The 16719-nt window shown below is 50.0% G+C and carries 15 protein-coding genes; 7 read left to right on the top strand and 8 right to left on the bottom strand.

The genetic code is table 11. The features are described from left to right. Nucleotides 1–95 precede the first annotated feature (95 nt). The 3 genes from yidC to rpmH form a co-directional block, all read right to left on the bottom strand. The gene (gene yidC / locus ACSTTO_RS03420) at nucleotides 96–1949 is read right to left on the bottom strand and encodes a membrane protein insertase YidC (RefSeq protein ID WP_439271731.1); all 1854 of its coding nucleotides are present in this window, start codon (nucleotides 1947–1949) and stop codon (nucleotides 96–98) included. A gap of 208 nt (nucleotides 1950–2157) precedes the next feature. Continuing rightward, the gene (gene rnpA, locus ACSTTO_RS03415) at nucleotides 2158–2454 is read right to left on the bottom strand and encodes a ribonuclease P protein component (RefSeq protein WP_439271777.1); all 297 of its coding nucleotides are present in this window, start codon (nucleotides 2452–2454) and stop codon (nucleotides 2158–2160) included. A gap of 93 nt (nucleotides 2455–2547) precedes the next feature. Then, nucleotides 2548–2682, bottom strand: a complete 135-nt coding sequence (gene rpmH / locus ACSTTO_RS03410; RefSeq protein ID WP_439271730.1) for a 50S ribosomal protein L34 — start codon at nucleotides 2680–2682, stop codon at nucleotides 2548–2550. A 287-nt stretch (nucleotides 2683–2969) separates the two neighbouring features. Here rpmH and ACSTTO_RS03405 point away from each other — a divergent pair, with 287 nt between their 5' ends. Then, nucleotides 2970–3317: a RidA family protein gene (locus ACSTTO_RS03405; RefSeq protein WP_439271729.1), complete on the top strand. Its 348-nt coding sequence runs from the start codon at nucleotides 2970–2972 to the stop codon at nucleotides 3315–3317. A 43-nt stretch (nucleotides 3318–3360) separates the two neighbouring features. Here ACSTTO_RS03405 and ACSTTO_RS03400 read toward each other — a convergent pair whose 3' ends face one another. Continuing rightward, nucleotides 3361–4380 carry an Lnb N-terminal periplasmic domain-containing protein gene (locus ACSTTO_RS03400; RefSeq protein ID WP_439271728.1) on the bottom strand — a complete coding sequence of 340 codons (1020 nt, stop codon included), beginning with the start codon at nucleotides 4378–4380 and terminating at the stop codon, nucleotides 3361–3363. 241 nt (nucleotides 4381–4621) lie between these two features. Between ACSTTO_RS03400 and ACSTTO_RS03395 the strand changes: the two genes are divergently transcribed. Further along, complete coding sequence (locus tag ACSTTO_RS03395; protein WP_439271727.1) at nucleotides 4622–5623, top strand: alpha/beta hydrolase; 1002 nt, start codon at nucleotides 4622–4624, stop codon at nucleotides 5621–5623. Nucleotides 5624–5738: 115 nt separating this feature from the next. On the opposite strand, the gene ACSTTO_RS03390 is transcribed toward ACSTTO_RS03395, so the two are convergent. From ACSTTO_RS03390 to ACSTTO_RS03380, 3 genes are all read right to left on the bottom strand, one after another. Next, nucleotides 5739–6713: a WD40 repeat domain-containing protein gene (locus ACSTTO_RS03390; RefSeq protein ID WP_439271726.1), complete on the bottom strand. Its 975-nt coding sequence runs from the start codon at nucleotides 6711–6713 to the stop codon at nucleotides 5739–5741. Between the two features lie 2 nt (nucleotides 6714–6715). Continuing rightward, nucleotides 6716–7846, bottom strand: coding sequence for a CobW family GTP-binding protein (locus ACSTTO_RS03385; RefSeq protein WP_439271725.1), 1131 nt, complete (start codon nucleotides 7844–7846; stop codon nucleotides 6716–6718). A gap of 175 nt (nucleotides 7847–8021) precedes the next feature. Then, nucleotides 8022–8858 carry a creatininase family protein gene (locus tag ACSTTO_RS03380; protein WP_439271776.1) on the bottom strand — a complete coding sequence of 279 codons (837 nt, stop codon included), beginning with the start codon at nucleotides 8856–8858 and terminating at the stop codon, nucleotides 8022–8024. A 114-nt stretch (nucleotides 8859–8972) separates the two neighbouring features. Between ACSTTO_RS03380 and ACSTTO_RS03375 the strand changes: the two genes are divergently transcribed. The 3 genes from ACSTTO_RS03375 to ACSTTO_RS03365 all read left to right on the top strand — a co-directional run bounded on the left by ACSTTO_RS03375 (nucleotide 8973) and on the right by ACSTTO_RS03365 (nucleotide 11891). Next, nucleotides 8973–9635, top strand: a complete 663-nt coding sequence (locus ACSTTO_RS03375) for a MarR family winged helix-turn-helix transcriptional regulator (protein WP_439271724.1) — start codon at nucleotides 8973–8975, stop codon at nucleotides 9633–9635. Between the two features lie 161 nt (nucleotides 9636–9796). Continuing rightward, a complete protein-coding gene (locus tag ACSTTO_RS03370; RefSeq protein WP_439271723.1) occupies nucleotides 9797–10810 on the top strand; it encodes a LacI family DNA-binding transcriptional regulator in 1014 nt (337 codons plus the stop codon). Between the two features lie 139 nt (nucleotides 10811–10949). Continuing rightward, a complete protein-coding gene (locus tag ACSTTO_RS03365) occupies nucleotides 10950–11891 on the top strand; it encodes an omptin family outer membrane protease (protein WP_439271722.1) in 942 nt (313 codons plus the stop codon). A gap of 121 nt (nucleotides 11892–12012) precedes the next feature. On the opposite strand, the gene ACSTTO_RS03360 is transcribed toward ACSTTO_RS03365, so the two are convergent. Then, on the bottom strand, nucleotides 12013–12774 hold the full coding sequence (locus ACSTTO_RS03360) for a gamma-glutamyl-gamma-aminobutyrate hydrolase family protein (protein ID WP_439271721.1): 762 nt from the start codon (nucleotides 12772–12774) through the stop codon (nucleotides 12013–12015). Nucleotides 12775–13204: 430 nt separating this feature from the next. On the opposite strand from ACSTTO_RS03360, the gene ACSTTO_RS03355 reads away from it, so the two are divergent. Beyond that, complete coding sequence (locus ACSTTO_RS03355) at nucleotides 13205–13975, top strand: SDR family NAD(P)-dependent oxidoreductase (RefSeq protein WP_439271720.1); 771 nt, start codon at nucleotides 13205–13207, stop codon at nucleotides 13973–13975. Nucleotides 13976–14377: 402 nt separating this feature from the next. After that, complete coding sequence (locus ACSTTO_RS03350) at nucleotides 14378–16699, top strand: putative bifunctional diguanylate cyclase/phosphodiesterase (RefSeq protein ID WP_439271719.1); 2322 nt, start codon at nucleotides 14378–14380, stop codon at nucleotides 16697–16699. The last annotated feature ends 20 nt before the right edge of the window (nucleotides 16700–16719 follow it).

Raw genomic sequence — 16719 nt, 5'->3', positions numbered from 1 at the left:
TTTATCCCTGGAAGGCATTGAGCTTTCAGCGCGCTTTGTCAACCATCCAAAAGATGCAGCTACAAAAAGCCCCCTTAGCGGGGGCTTTTATTTGATTATTTTTTCACCGGCTTGTCGGCTTTGACCGCCGCGGCAGGTTGCTTCTTTTTAAACATCCCTTTGAGATTGTCAAAAAGCTCAATCTTAGCGCCCTGGCGTTTCATAATCACTGCCTGCTGAATGATGGATAAGGTGTTGTTCCATGCCCAGTAGATTACGAGGCCGGCAGGGAATGCCGCAAGCATGAAAGTGAAGATGATCGGCATCCATGTGAAGATTGCTGCTTGTGTGGGATCCGGCGGGGTTGGGTTCATACGCATTTGCAGGAACATGGTGATACCCATAATCACCGGCCATACGCCGATCATCAGGAATGCAGGCACACCCCATGGCAGCAGACCGAACAGGTTGAACAGCGATGTCGGATCGGGTGCCGCAAGATCGTGAATCCAGCCGAAGAAAGGCGCATGGCGCATTTCGATGGTGACATAAAGAACCTTATACAGCGCAAAAAAGACAGGAATCTGCACCAGCACCGGCCAGCAGCCGGCCAGCGGATTAATCTTCTCGCGCTTATAAAGCTGCATCATTTCCTGCTGTTGTTTGACCTTGTCATCCGCATATTTTTCACGGATCTCCATCATGGCAGGCTGCATCATCTTCATGCGGGCCATCGACTTGTAGGATTTGTTGGCCAGCGGGAAAAACAGAGCCTTCAGCAGCACGGTCACCACCAGAATGGCGATACCAAAATTACCGGAAAATTTGTAAATCCAGTCGATGAGATAGAACATGGGCTTGGTAATGAAATAGAACCAGCCCCAGTCAATCAGCAGTTCAAACTGTTTGATGCCGAGGTTCTTTTCATAAGCATTAATCAGGCTGACTTCCTTGGCACCGGCAAAAACATGGTTTTTGATTGTGGCGCTCTGGCCTGCGGCAATGGTAACCGGCGCACTCAGAAAATCTGCCTGATAACGCGGCTGGCCATCGGTGAAATAGGAAAAACGGGCATCATAGGATTCGCCCTGCGGCGGAATGAGCGTGGCAGCCCAGTATTTATCTGTGATGCCGACCCAGCCGCCCGTGGCCTTGTCGAAAGACAGGTTCTTTTTGTCTTCAACCTTGGAATAAGAGACTTCCTGAAGCCCCTGATCACCGATAACACCGATCAGCCCTTCATGCAGCACATAGGTGCCGTTGGCATGTTCCGGCTTTTCAAAACGGGTCACACGGCCATAGGCATTGAGTGACACCGCATTGCCTGTCGGGTTGGTAACAGTGTCTTCCATTGTGAACATATAGTTCTCGTCAACGGAGATCACGCGTTTGAACTGGATGCCCTTTTCATTGGCAAAGGTCAGCGTTACCGGAGTGGAGGGGGTGAGCTTGTCATTGCCTTCGATATTCCACACGGTTGCAGGGCCCGGAACCGTGCCGGTTGCCTCATTGCCGGCAAAGCCGAGCTCGGCAAAATAGCCCTGTTTGATGCCCGATGGCGCAAGAAGCTCAATCTCCGGTGATTTGGGATCCACCGTTTCACGATAATCTTTCAGATAGAGATCATCCAGACGTGCGCCGGTGGTGTTGATCGAGCCACGCACATGGGGGGTATCAATGCTGATGCGTTTGCTTTGGGTGAGGGCAACCTCACGGGTAAGCGGCTGTGCAGCCGGTGCATCAGTGGCCTGACCGGGAATGCCCTGAGACGCATTTTGCGAAATATTGGCCTGCGGCACACCGGAAGACGGGCTGCCATTTGCTGCCGGTTTGGCCTGATTATTAAGCGCCTCAATCCGCGCCTGTTCTCTCTGAGCCTCTGTCTTTGGCCCCAGATAAAACACCTGCCAGAGCGTGAGAATCAGAATCGACAGGGCAATGGTGAGAAAGAAATTACGGTTTTTTTCCATTGACGGGTCCTGGTTCCTGTCAGTTCATTACAGGCAGGGCGGCATCCGCATGGCTGCACTGCCCTGGCTTATAAATATGCCGGCTGACAGGGTGCTGTGCATTAAATATGCCCTGCCTGTCAGAGTTTCGAGTGCCTGCCTTATAATACGATCAGATCAGAAAAGCGAACGCTTGGAAGATATAATTCAGGCCTATTTTAAGCGGCGGTTACTTTAACCGCTTTGCAAGTTCCTTTGTCAGTGCACAAAAAGGTGCATTCAGCGCCTCCTTGCGGCCAACAATAACATAATCGGTTTGCGCGGCCATTGCTGCCTCATTGAGGCGTGCGGCGGCCTTGAGACGGCGGCGAATCCTGTTGCGGATAACCGCATTGCCGTTTTTTTTGGTCACTGTGAAGCCAATGCGCGGGCAATCGCCTGCTTTTGCCTGTTTGCTGGCTGCTTCATTGCGCGGCTTAACTTCCAGAAGAAAATATTTGCCGCGGCGCTTTTCTCCGCTGCGCACAGCCAAAAACTCCGCTCTCTTGCGAAGGCGGAGTATTTTGGTCTGTTTTTCTTGCTGCTCTGCCACCGCGTTATGCTCTACGCGGGCGTAACATTATGCAGAAAGCTTGGCGCGGCCGCGGGCGCGGCGGGCTGCGATAACTTTACGGCCGCCTGGTGTTGCCATACGTGCACGGAAACCGTGACGGCGCTTGCGGACGATTTTGGATGGCTGATAGGTGCGCTTCATTTGTTTAATACCGCGGTGTGCGGCCCTTCTTAAATCTGTTTTTTTAACAGGAGCTGGTTCCGGTGCGGGCAAAAGACCCTTTTAAAAAATCCGGAACTTGCCGCGGCTTATAGAGGCAGGCCGGTTTTGAGTCAAGAATAGTGCGGATTATTCTTATTTTATGCTGTTGCAGAGGTGCAATATGCAAAAATATATGCTGTTTTGAATTTTATCATGACAGGCGAATAATAATTCCGGGACAGGATGATTATAAACCTGTGATGCATTGGTAATGAGAGGAAAAAACAATGGCCATTAAGCGTCTTGAAACGACTAAGCGGATGAGCGGTGCGGTTATTCATGGTAATACTGTATATCTTGCCGGACAGGTAGGCACGGAAAATGCCAGCGTGACGGAACAGTGCAAAACCGCGCTTGCCGAGGTTGACCGTTTGCTGGCGTTGGCTGGCACAAACAAATCCAAAATCCTTCAGACCATTATCTGGCTGGATGATATGAAGGATTTTGCAGAGATGAATGCTGTGTGGGAGGCTTGGGTTGATCCGGAAAACACACCGGCTCGCGCCACCGGTTCTGCTCATCTGGCAACACCGGGCTATAAGGTGGAATTCATTGTGACGGCTGCAATCGACTAAATATTAAGAACCGGTGCTGTTGGTGATGAACAGTGCCGGTTCTTTATTGTGCCGGCTCAGTTCGGATGCGCTGTGAATAACCCTCACGGCCTCCTTCAGCCATGGTGCTGATACTGGCATTGAGGCGCATGGAATGCGCGTTTGTCTCCGGCGTGATAATGAGCTGTTTTTCAAACATATATTCCGGAAGATAACCGGAGAGCAGCACGCGATAATCCATCGCAATGGAAGGATCGAGCATTCTGGCCATATCAAACACCACTGTGGTGCAGTTTGCTGTCAATGTATTATAGAATGCCGGCGTCTTGCTCAGGCGGTTGGCGGTATCTGTATAAAGCCGGAAAAGCTTCTGTGCCTGTTCCTTTGCAATATCAACCCTGTAGCGATAGACACGCTCGCCCCGCACGTTGGTGCGCAGATAGATAATATCACTTTCCTCGGCTGCGATCATTGCCAGTTCAAAATCTTTGAAAAAGCCGCCGATCTCTGAAAAAGCCTGACCGCGTTTTTTGCGGATTTCTGCCGAGAATACGATATGCCGCCCGTCTTCAAAACCAAAGCTGACAAGTGTGTGGGCAATGGCAGGGCTTGACCAGTAAGACAAAAACAGATCAACAGATGTGATCTTATCAAGATCATAATCAGCACTTTTCCACCGAGCCGTGTAATCGTGTTCGGTGCGCCAGTCGAAATCACGGATATGCTTGAGGCGCACAAGATTGCCATCATCTTCCGCGGTCACGGTTTGCGAGACTTCCGGTTCCCAGTCGCGGTCAAGTGAAGGTTTGATACTGTGCCACCAGATGAGCAGCAGGATAAAACAACCGGCAAACAGCAGAAAGAGAATTGTGCGATATTGGCGCAAGCCCGCAAACCATAAGCTGCTGAATGCGGCCAAGGCTGTGAGCACCCACAGGCCGGTAGTAAAACCGGTGAGAGCAGGTGGTTGCTGCAATTGGTAATAAAAGGCAAAACTGCCCCACAGGGTGATAATCAGCACAAGCAGGCTGATGAGCGCCCGCGCCAGAAAATTCAGCAATGTCAGGGATGTTTGTTTTGCCATTATCGTCCGCTGCCGGATGAAGAGATATGTGGGTATTGCGCGGAATGTTTAACATAAAACAATAATTTGCAACCGGTTGCAGCATGTTTTGCCCTTTTTGCGGTTTAAGGGACGTTTTCCCTATCCCGTATGCTGCAAAAACAGACAAGATTATCACGATCATTGCGCTTGCCTTGCTGCAGGATATGTGAATTTATCAGGGCGTTAGATTTTTTTAATTTTTATCCGGCAAAACACCATTATGGTAAACAAGTTCTTTTCTTTTTCCGGTTCTGCGGTGCTGGCCGCTGGTCTGGTTGTATTATTGCCGCAAATAACCCATGCGCAGACCGCAATATTGCCTGCTGCGCCTGTAAATTCTGTTGAGCCGGATTCCGGCAAGGCAGCTTTTATTAAAAAAACTGACAGGATGATGCCGGTACCAGGCGGGCTGACCATGCATAAGCCTGAAGCGCAGGTAGCCAAACCGAAAGATGGGCGCAAAGTGGTTAAGGATGTCATTTCCCGCAGTCAGAAATTTATCTATCATTTTACCCGTCCGGAAAATACCAGCGGAGAGACCATTGTGTTGCTGCATGGTTCTGGCGGCAATGAAACAAGTCTGGTGCCTTTTGCGCAAAAAGTCTGGCCGCGCGCCACACTGCTTGGCATTCGCGGACGGATTTTGCAGGAGGGGCGCACCCGCTGGTATGCGCGTATCACACCGGTTAAATTTGACCAGAAGGATGTGCGCCATGAGGCGAACGCCTTTGTCGGCTTCTTAACAAAACTGGCAAGTGAAGAGCAAATTGATCTGAGCCGCACCACTTTTGTTGGCTATTCCAATGGTGCCAATCTTCTGGCTGCTACCATGATGCTGCATCCGGATCTGGTAAAAAAGGCTGTGCTGATGCGCTCAATGCCGGTGCTGGATCAGACACCGGAGGCCAATCTGTCCAAAACCAGAGTTCTGGTGGTGACCGGTGCAGAGGATAAGATGTATGCGCCTTTTGCGCCTGCATTGTCAGATTTGTTGCGCAATAGTGGTGCCAAAGTGGATGCACGGGTAGTCAAGGCCGGCCATATGATTGGTGATAAGGATGTTGCGCTGGTAACTGCATGGTTATCAGGACAGGGGCCGGACGGCGCTCCGGCAATGTCACAAGCACTGCCGGATAAAATAAAGAACAGGGCAGATAAGGCAAAATTGCAGCAGGGTGCACCGGAAAAATCTGATAAGCAGGCATTGAAACAGCCTGAATAATCAAGGTTTTGGTAAATTAAAAGCCGGACCGGTTTGAAACTGCCCCCGATAGCCGGACATCAATCCGATTTTTTGGGGGCAGTTCATTAAGGCTGCCTTTTAGATGTGGCTTGTTTTACCAGGCAATATTGATCAGGCCGCAATCGCCGGTTTCAGCGCCATAGGCAAGGCGGCCGCCGGATTTATCCCAGCCCATGGAGCTGATGGCACCCTTGCCCGGGCGGCGCAGCAACACTTCTTTTTGATCGGCAAAACGGCATAGAAGGATCATGCCATCCTGATAGCCAACGGCTACAATCTCTTCCTCCGGATGGCAGGCAACAGCGGTGACCATTGTATCACCGCGCAAGCCAAGCTCCAGCGGCGCCTTGCCCATTGGTCCGTCCTTACCGGCAAAAGGCCAGATAATTGCCGCCGGAGCGCCGGATGTGGCCAGCCATTTACCCTTGGGGCTCCATGACCAGTCCTTGACCTTTGCCGGATAGCCGGTCATGCGCATATTGCGGTTATCCTCCAGTCGCCAGCCATGCAGCGCATTTTCCTGCATGGCGGTAATGAGAAAACGCCCGTCCGGTGAAAAAATAATGCCGGTATGGGCACCTTTCCATTCCAGATCAACCGGTTTGCCGGCGGTGCCTGCCCAATGCAATGTTGCCCCGTTATAGCGGGCAACAGCAAGGCGCAGCCCCTTGGGGGCAAAGGCCACGCCCTCCACACTGCGTTCATGGGCAAATTCAGTGGTGTTGCCATTGGCCTCACGCACCCATGCAATGCGGGCGGATGCATAGGCAACAGCGCCATGCGGCCCGCTGGCAACAGCCGTAATCCACTTGCGCGGCAGGGCGGCCAGCTCTTCTGTGGTGCCTGTGCTGTTTGTGCGGCAAACGCGCCCGTCCTCACCGCCGGTGATCAGTGCTTTATTATCTGCTGTGGGAGCCACACAAAGCAAACCATCATGAATGGCAAGCGTTTTATGGGCATCATCCAGCCAGTGCAATGAACCATCGGCGAGGGCATAATAGGCTTTATCATCAAGAAAACCTGCCTTGAGGCAATGGCTTCCCAGATCAATCGGGGCAATTGTCGGCATGGTTATTTACACTTTTCAAAACCGGAGCGCAGCGCCTGTTCATTGAGGTTGCGGCCGATAAAGACCAGGCGGCTTTCACGTTTTTCATCCGCTTTCCACGGGCGCTGATGATCGCCTTCAATAATCATATGCACGCCTTGCACCACATAGCGGTCATCATCATTAGCAAAGGCAATAATACCTTTAAGGCGCAGAATATCAGGCCCTTGTACCTGTGTCACATTCTGGATCCAGGGGAAAAATTTGGCAGGATCCAGCTCGCCGGTGCGCAGGGAAACCGACATAACGGTTACATCATGAATGGCGGAGGCATGACCGTGGTGGTGATCATGATCGCAATCCGGCCCGCAGGTATGATCATGATGATGGTGATGGCTGTGTTCATGCCCGTGATCATACTTGTGATCATGATGGTCGCAATCCGGCCCGCAAACATGGTCGGGATGATCATGATCCAGAAAATGCGGATCATGATCCAATGTGCGCTGGAGATCAAAAGCGCCGCGATCGAGCACTTTTGTCAGGTCGATTGCAGCGCGTTGGGTGCGGTGAATAATGGCATGCGGATTGATGGCGCGGATTGTCGCCTCCACATCTGCCAGTTCCTGAGCGTTAACCAGATCGGTCTTGTTGAGCAGCACCACATCGGCAAAGGCAATCTGGTCTTCCGCTTCGCGGGAATCTTTCAGTCGCAATGGCAGATGTTTGGCATCAACAAGGGCAATCACCGCGTCAAGTTCGGTTTTGGCACGGACATCGTCATCCATGAAGAATGTCTGGGCAACAGGTACAGGATCAGCAAGGCCGGTGGTTTCAACAATAATGGCATCGAAACGACCCGGACGGCGCATCAAGCCTTCCACCACGCGGATCAGATCGCCGCGCACGGTGCAGCAGATGCAGCCATTGTTCATTTCATAAATTTCTTCGTCAGATTCGACAATAAGGTCATTATCAATGCCGATCTCGCCAAATTCATTGACGATGACCGCATAGCGTTTGCCGTGATTTTCGCTCAGAATACGGTTGAGCAGCGTTGTTTTGCCGGAGCCGAGATAGCCGGTCAGCACGGTAACAGGAATTTTTCTGGTTTCGGCCGCTGCCTCAACGGCTGTTTCAGGGCTATCGCTCATGAGAGTGCCTCTTCATTATCAAAACAGGCTCTGTCTGCTGGCAGAGTTGTTTGCTATATTTCGTTGTGGTGTCAATTCCTGTTGCATATAGGAAATGCGCAACCGCTCTTCTATAGAACAGAGCGGATGTTGTGAGCAATCTTTTGTGTTTTTATGAAAAACAGAAAAAGCAGCATCAGTATAAAGGATTATCCCCGAAAGCGGACATGTCAAAACGGTGCATATCCTCCATCAGGCCGGTAAGGCCGCTAACCGCACGGGCGATGATTTTTTCGCCATCGCGCGCATTGGCGCGCAAGGCATTGCCCGCCGCCCCCTGTTTGTTGAGATCATGCATCATCCAGCCGAAGGCATGGGGGCCATAGGCGCGTAAATATTGGTAATCGCGGATAAAATCCTGCTGCGCATTGGCAAAATCCTGCGCTTTGTCCATATGTACCTGATCTGGCGCCAGAGCCAGCATGACCGAGGTTTCAATATAGCCTGCATGAATGTCAAGATGTTTCTGCTCAGGGCTGATCAGCTCCTGCGCAATGCCAAAACGTGTCCAATGCGTGGCCACGGCAAGCATGTTCAGCCGCGCGCGCAGCTCCGTGGCAACGATTGTGGCCAGCGGAGAATTGCCGCCATGGGCATTCAGGATCAGTAATTTGCGGATATGGCCGGCACAGAGATTTTCACCAATACCGATCCAGCGGTTGACGGCTTCAGAAAAAGCCAGTGTGCGCGTGCCTTCAACATCCATATGTTCAACAGAATAGCCGACAGGCTCGGCACTTAAAAAACGGGCGCTGATATGGGGCGGCAGATTTTTCTCCAGCCGTGCGGCAATGCCCTCGGCAATAATTGTATCGGTCTCAAAAGGCAAATGGGGGCCGTGTTGCTCATGGGCGCCAAGCGGCAGGACGGCGATAAGATTTTCCGGAACCGTTTCTGCTTCACCCTCGGAAGGGGATGTCTGGCTGTTGTGAAACGGCTGGGCAGTAGGGGCTGAATTTCCGTTCTGCTTGATCTGGGACAAAATCTTTCTCCTGTCATTGAACCCTTGGATTTACTCCTCAGGCATAACCGCCGGATATATTCGCGCAAGCATCATAACGGGGGAAAAGCCATGCGACTATTCTAAATGCGCCCTGAGGGGATTTTTCGGGCAAGTCTTATTGATGAACGTGCCGCGACTATTGAAGTATGGCAATTGCCGGACATTGTGTTTTCCCGCCGGTTATGGTGCTATCATCGGGATCAATTCGTGCCTGCGGCAACGGACGGGGAGAATATGAAAAAAACCGGCAAGACTGCGATTTTGCAACCTGTGCAGCATACAGCGCGTATGATGCGGACAATTCTGGCCACGCGCCTTCTGGAGCACGGGCTTTATGCCGGACAGGATGCGGTTTTGCTGCAGCTTGCTGAAGAGGACGGATTGCCGCCGGGGGTTTTGGCGCAGCGCTTGGGGGTGCGTCCGCCAACAATTACCAAAACAGTCAGCCGGTTGCAGGCGCAGGGTTTTGTAAGCCGTCAGGCATCAGACAGTGATCAGCGCCAGTCTCATATTTTTCTGACCGATCGCGGCCATGATGTTATTCTTATTATTGAAAAACTGGTACGCAGGACGGAAAAAGATTGTCTGCGCGGTTTTGAGAAAAAAGAGCGCAGGCTCCTGGTGAAATTACTGACAAGAATAGAGCGCAATCTTGATGCGGAAATGAGCGGGCGCATATCACGCATAGTGTCTGAAAAAGGCGATAATGCAGATATTGCTGAGGAAAATGAGGCGGGCGGGACGTGATATTTTGAAAAATACGCTAAGAATTCATCTCGCTATTTATAAAACTCTATTCTAGATATTGATTAAATGAAACGGCAAGCCATAATTGCGGTTTCTGGATGCGATGCCGGTTATTAATATCGGTGGCGGAAAATGTTTTGTAGATGAGGGGCAAACCGCATTTGGCGCAGAAGATCAAGCTTTCAACCATTGCTGATGCACTTGGCGTATCAACGGCCACAGTTTCTCTTGCACTGCGTGACAGCCCTTTGGTGGCAGAGCAGACCCGCGACCGTATTAAAGAACATGCCCGCATGATCGGTTATATTTATAACCGCCGTGCGGCCTCGCTGCGCACATCGCGTTCGGGCATTATCGGTGTGGTGGTTCATGATATTATGAACCCGTTTTTTGCTGAAATCCTGCGTTCGATTGAAACGGAACTCGACCGCTCACGACAAACTTTTATTCTCAGCAATCATTATGACCAGCTGGAAAAGCAGCGCACATTTGTGGATACGCTTTTGCAGCTCGGCGCCGATGGTGTGATTATGTCTCCGGCGATAGGCACGCCGGCTGAAGATATTGAACTGGCTGAAAATAACGGCCTGCCAGTGGTGCTGATTGCGCGTAATGTGGAAGGGGCGGATGTGCCGGTGTTTCGCGGGGATGATGCCTATGGTATCAGCCTTGCCACCAATCACCTGATCTCGCTTGGACATACGCGTATTGCGATGATTGGCGGTACGGATCAGACATCAACCGGCCGTGATCGCTATCAGGGTTATGTCAATGCAATGGAAAAAGCCGGCCTCAGTGTGCGGCCGGAATGGCGCATTCCGGGGCCGCGCACCAAGCAGGGCGGTTTTGAGGTGGCGCCGCAATTTCTTTCGCTCAAAGATAAGCCAACTGCTGCCGTTTGCTGGAATGATCTGGTGGCTATTGGGCTGATGAACGGTATTGCCCGTGCCGGTCTTGTGCCGGGTGAGGATATTTCGGTTACCGGCTATGATGATCTGGAAGAGGCGGCAATTGCTACTCCGGCACTGACAACAGTCTGGAACGGGCAGAGGGAAGTGGGGCGGCAGGCCGCCCGCGCCCTGCTTGATCAATTGAACGGGGTGGAAATGCACAGCAATCAGCCCCTGATCAAGCCGGAATTGCATATTCGTCAATCCACCAGCAAACCACGCTGATTTTATTTTTTTGCCCGCAGTATAGTTATAGATACTAATTGGCATTTCAGTTTATTTAAAAAAGTTATTCAATATACCTTCTTCAATATAAGGGGTGGGTATATTGAGATATGTTTTTCCGTTATTGATAAGCAATGCTGTGTTTTTATCTGTTTTGCCTTTGCAGGCCGCGGATATTGCAGAGGGCGAAAAAATAAATGAATTCAGCTACAGGGGGCCGGATTTTTATTTTCTGGGTGGTATTGGTTACACCTCATTGCGTGCCGATGAGTTTGTTTATGATGAGCAAGGCGCAAAAATCAGTCAATTGATCTGGAAATCAAGTGCTCCGGCTCTTAAAATGGCTGCAAAATTCGTGTCTGACAATGCGTTCACTATATCGGCCAATTTGTTGGCGGCTATGAGCGGTGATAGCTATATGGAGGATTATGACTGGGGGGAGACGCTGCCTGCCGGATATCCGCCTGATGCCTGGAGCGATCTCTCCGTCCATCCTGATACGCAACTTATCCGCTACTGGACGGTTGATATCGCCTTTGGGCGAAATGTGCCGCTGACTGAGGCGTCTGTTATTAATTTACATGGTGGTTTTAAATATACAAATGTAAAATGGACTGCTTATGGCGGCTCCTATGTTTATAGCAGTTATAGCGGTTTCCGGGATGTTTCCGGTGATTTTAATGCGGGAGAGCCGGCTATATCCTATGAACAGAGCTATCCGGCGCTGTTTTTGGGGGCTGAGATAGCTACGCAATTATCTGGCTGGACGCTCTCTGCCTTTGCCCGTGGCGGTATTTCGATTGCCCCCAGAGATGATGACCATCATTGGATGAGAGATATATATTTTATTGAAACATACGGACAAACCCCGTTTATTTCATTGGGGGTGCGGGCAGAATATGCCCTGAATTCAAGATTATTTATGTTTCTGGCAGGAAATTTTGACCAGTATTTTCACAAAACCGGTGATACGGAAATTTTTGATATAAAAAGCGGTAAGAGTTTGGTTGTTTATCCGGATGCTGCGGGAATGAAACTGCAAAGTCTGGCAATTTCTGCCGGTTTTCAATACAGGTTTTAAGCAGCAGTTTATATTTTCCGCGCTTTGCAAAAAATATGAAAAATTGCAGCCCGATATTTTTAATGCCCGATGTTCTAATGAGCGGCTTGAACCGGAAAATGCCGGACTGCAATTTGCGGGGCTATTTTGTCTTGTCTGCATGTTGGCGTATGGCATCGCCGAATGCGCGGAAAATGCTGGCGGATGGTGCATCGGAATGCACCCAATATTCCGGATGCCATTGTACGGCAAGGGCAAAGTCTGCTGCACCCTTGACAGTAACGGCTTCAATAGTGCCGTCTTCAGCAAGAGCCAATGCTTCCAGCCTGTTTGATAAGCGGTCAATAGCCTGCCGGTGAACAGAATTGGTTTTGATGGTCTGGCTTTGCACAATGGCAGACAGGCATGAGCCTTGTTTTATTTCAACAGGATGTCGGATAGCATAGCGTGTGTCGCGGTCGGTTGTTTCCGGCGCACGATGGTCATTTTTGCCGTCAAGCTCCTGAATATCATTGGCCAGAGAGCCGCCAAGCGCCACATTCATCTCCTGCAGGCCGCGGCATATACCGAGCACCGGAATACCGCGCTCAAGGGCGGCGCGGATCAGCGGCAATGTTGTTGCATCGCGATCGGGATCAAAAGGACCGTGCTTTTCAGTGTTTTCCTCTCCGTAAAGGACAGGCTGCAGATTGCTGCGCGATCCTGTGACAAGCAGGCCGTGAACTGCGGAGAATAATGCGTCGTAATCAACCTTCCCGCCGATATTGGGCACCAGAACCGGCGTAACCTCGGCAATATCGACAAGCGCGGCAATATATTCGGAAGGGGTGGCGTGCCAGTTATTACCGTCAATAGCGCGGATATCAGAAGTGACGGCAATCAGCGGGCGGGATTTTTGTGTCATTGCAGGAGCCTTGTATGCTGCATGGTGATATACAGCTTGTTCAGGAATAGACGGATGTTTTGCAGTAATATGGGGATATAAATCTGCCATGCAAATAACAGGGCATTCTATCGCCTCTGGGAAAAATTGAAATGCTATGCAGATCAGTCTTACAGATGCGGCCTGTCTTTACTGCAAGCTGCAGGCTTTTAAAATATATTTTTGTGCGATTTATTTGCAATATAAGGGGAAAAGCGCGTTTGATGCAAAATGGTTGCCAATTTTCATATAATTGCTTTATGAGCGGAGTAAAGATTGAGAACAGGGCATTTTAAGCCGAACATATGAAGCGGTTTTGTGCGGCTGTGGTGTGATAAAACAAGTATTTAAGGCGGTTACGGCATTTTTTTTCAGCCGGATCGTTCTTACAGAAGTAGCGGAAGCGGGGGAAATGGACGCAGATCATCGGGATGTTTTTTCGGTTCGAGACAAGGTTATTCTTGTTACCGGTGGTTCATCCGGTCTTGGGCATTATATGGCGCATATTTTAGCGTCTCATGGTGCCAGAGTTATTTCTGTTGCCCGCAGCCATGCGCATGATGCGCATGCTGATTGCAGCTATGATGCTAAAAATATTCTTTCTGTAAATGCTGATGTCTCCAGGCCGGAAGAGGTTGTTGCGGCCTTTGATAGGGCGGAAAAACATTTTGGCACCGTGAGTGTTGTGTTTAACAATGCCGGTATTGCCTGCAAGGCAACTGCGCTGAAAACAACGCCGCAGATGCTGCAACAGGTTTTTGATGTGAATGTGCAGGGTGCCTTTTATGTGGCACAGGAGGCAGCACGCCGCATGATTGAGGCGAAAACTGCCGGTGCAATTATCAATACAACCAGCATACTTGGCAAGATTCCTCAAAAAGGTGCCACTGCCTATTCTATGTCCAAGGCGGCACTCACGCAGATGACGCGCTCTTTGGCGCTGGAATGGGCGGCGCATAATATTCGCGTCAATGCGCTTGCTCCCGGATGGTTTCCGACCGGTATTAATCAGGATCTTCTGGAAGGGCCGGCACAGGGCTATCTCAAGGCAAAAAATCCGATGCGGCGCTTAGGCGCGGCTGGTGATCTGGAAGGGGCGTTGCTGTTGCTTGCCTCTTCAGCCGGCGGCTACATAACCGGCACAACAATCACCGTAGACGGGGGGCATAGTCTGCAAGGATAGCCGCTTTAGGAAGGGCATATGTTTTGACGCGATGATTCGCATCTGTAATGCGGCTTTGTTTTGATGCCGGTTCACGAAAAAATGGCTATTCATCTTATTGTGCGTAAATGTGATGTTGTGATTTTTATAATTTTCTATTTTTAGCAATAAATATTTAATTTTTTTAGCAGAAATAGGCGCGCCAAGCTTTGTTTAAGCCTTATAGATGTGTATATTTCAAGAATGGTAACAGAGTTAAATAGATTGTGAGTTATTTTTAGTTTTACTTATATGATGAATATGAAGTTGCTAAACAACCTTATGATGTTGATTTTTATAAAAAAACACCTTAAAGTAGAAAAAATTGAAACTTATTTTTAAAGTATTTTTGCCATTCTTACTCTGTATGGGAGCAAGATGATAATGGCGCGGTTATTTGAAACCAGTATTCCGGCAGATGTTCGTTTGTCATTTGTCAGGGCGCTTTATGGTAACCGGGCCACATTGTGGTTTGGTCTGGCTGCCCATGTTCTTGCCTGTCTGGTTATATATCTCAAAACCGGACATATGGAATTCCTGATTTTTGCCGGTTTGTTCACGCTGGTCACCAGTATCCGTATGTTTGATATGTACCTGTTTGACAGGAGTGACTTCAGCCGTCTGGAGCACCGCGATATTGATCGCTGGGAAACGCATTATCTTATCGGCGCCTGCGCTGTCTGTTTCCTGCTTGGCACTTTATGTTTCTACAGCACATATATTATTGCTGACCCGCTTGCTGAACTGGCCAGTCTTTCCATTATGCTCGCTTCAGTTGTGTCCATTGTCGGGCGCAATTATGCATCGCGCAGTGCTGTTATTATGATGTCTGTATGCACTCTGATGCCGGTGCTTGCCGGTTTTATCATGGTTAACAGTCCTTTTCATATCGCAATCGGCCTTTTGCTGGTGCCGTATTTTCTCAGCAATGTGCAAATGGCCAACGGCCTGCGAAAGTCACTGTTCTCCTCTGTTATGAATGAGCGCCGGCTTAGCACTGTTGTTGGCCGGTTTGATGCGGCGCTGAATAATATGCCGCAGGGATTAATGATGCTGGATGGCAGGGGTATGATTTCCGTTGTGAATAAACAGGTGCGCAGCATGCTGAATATTTCCCAGGATATCAGCCTTTTAAACCGGTCTTTTGAGGTGGTTTTGCGTTATAGCGCCAAACATGGTCTGTTTCCGCGTCATGAGCTGAATGATGTGCGCCTGCGTATTATCGATCTTCTTGAAGGACGGTGTGAGAGGGAGATTTTTCGCTTTGGCGAAAAACGCTATGTGGAAGTGATGTGCAATCAGCGCCGTGATGAAGGCACTGTGCTGATCTTTGATGATGTGACATCGCGCATTGAGGCGGAAAAACAGATCCAGCATATGGCGCGCTATGACGGGCTTACCGGACTGGCAAACAGATATTATTTTGAGGGCAAGGTTCGCTCGCGTGTTGCTAATAATCAGCCGGATGCGCTGGTGGCGCTGGCTGTGATTGATCTTAACCATTTCAAACATGTGAATGACACACATGGCCACCATGCCGGTGATGCCTTGCTATGCCAGTTTGCCAAGCGGCTGGGCGGCCTTGACCCCGGCCGGTATGTGGCATCACGTTTTGGTGGCGATGAATTTGTGCTGTTTATTCAAAATATTCACGATCATCAGCATCTTGGCGAGCTTATGGATGAGGTGATTGCCAATTTATGCGGGGTTTATGACTTTGATTCACAGCAAATTTATCTCGATATCAGCGCCGGTGTTGCAATTGATAAAGCCGGCAGCTTTGATTTGCGTGGCCTGCATGTGAATGCGGATCTGGCTTTATCTGAAGCCAAAAGCAGTGAGCATAATCGCTGGGTAAAATTTGTTGATGCGATGGATACCAAATATCGCTCACGCCAGAAACTGAAGAACGAATTGCGGGAAGCAATCGCTGAAGGCACCCTGACAGTGGTTTATCAGCCGATCGTCAGCCTTAATACCCTGCGTATTGTTGCCGTTGAGGCCTTGTCGCGCTGGCATCATCCGGAACTGGGGCCGATCAGCCCTGCCGATTATATTCCGCTTGCCGAAGAAATGGGCATAATCACGGAACTGACGCGTTTCATGCTGCGCCGTGCCTGTGAGGATTGCAGCACATGGGGGCACCGGATTGGTGTTTCTGTCAACCTTTCGGCAATTGATCTGAAAAATCCGGATATTGTTGATATGGTCACCAATGCGCTGAAAGAAGCGCAGCTGCCCTCTTATCTTCTGGAAGTGGAAGTTACAGAAAGTGCGATTATCAGCGATCGGCTGAAGACCTGTGAAATGCTGCAGCGTCTTAAAAATTCCGGCATTAATATTGCGCTTGACGATTTTGGCACCGGCTATTCCAGCCTGAGCTATCTTAATACATTGCCTTTGACCAAGGTAAAAATTGACCGCTCTTTTGTGCGCGATATTGTGAATGATCGCCGTGCGTTCATGTTGCTGCGTGGTGTGACGCAATTATCCCATGAGCTGGGTTTTGGTGTTACAATTGAAGGTATTGAAACGGAAGAGCAACTGAAGCTGATCCGCAATACCGGTGGCGCTGATCTGGTGCAGGGATATTTGCTTGGCACGCCGCTGAGCAGCGGGGAAATCAGCGCGCAATTGCGCCGTTCCCTGTCGGTCACGCCGGCAATATTCAAACAGGGGCATGACAGCGAGCCGATCCGGCCTTAAATGCCGGCTTTTCTATGGTT

Origin of the sequence: Pseudochrobactrum albidum (assembly GCF_051851455.1) — a bacterium.
Taxonomy (GTDB): Bacteria; Pseudomonadota; Alphaproteobacteria; order Rhizobiales; family Rhizobiaceae; genus Pseudochrobactrum.
The sequence above is the reverse complement of the archived record's forward strand: the minus strand, read 5'-3'. Positions and strand labels throughout refer to the sequence as shown.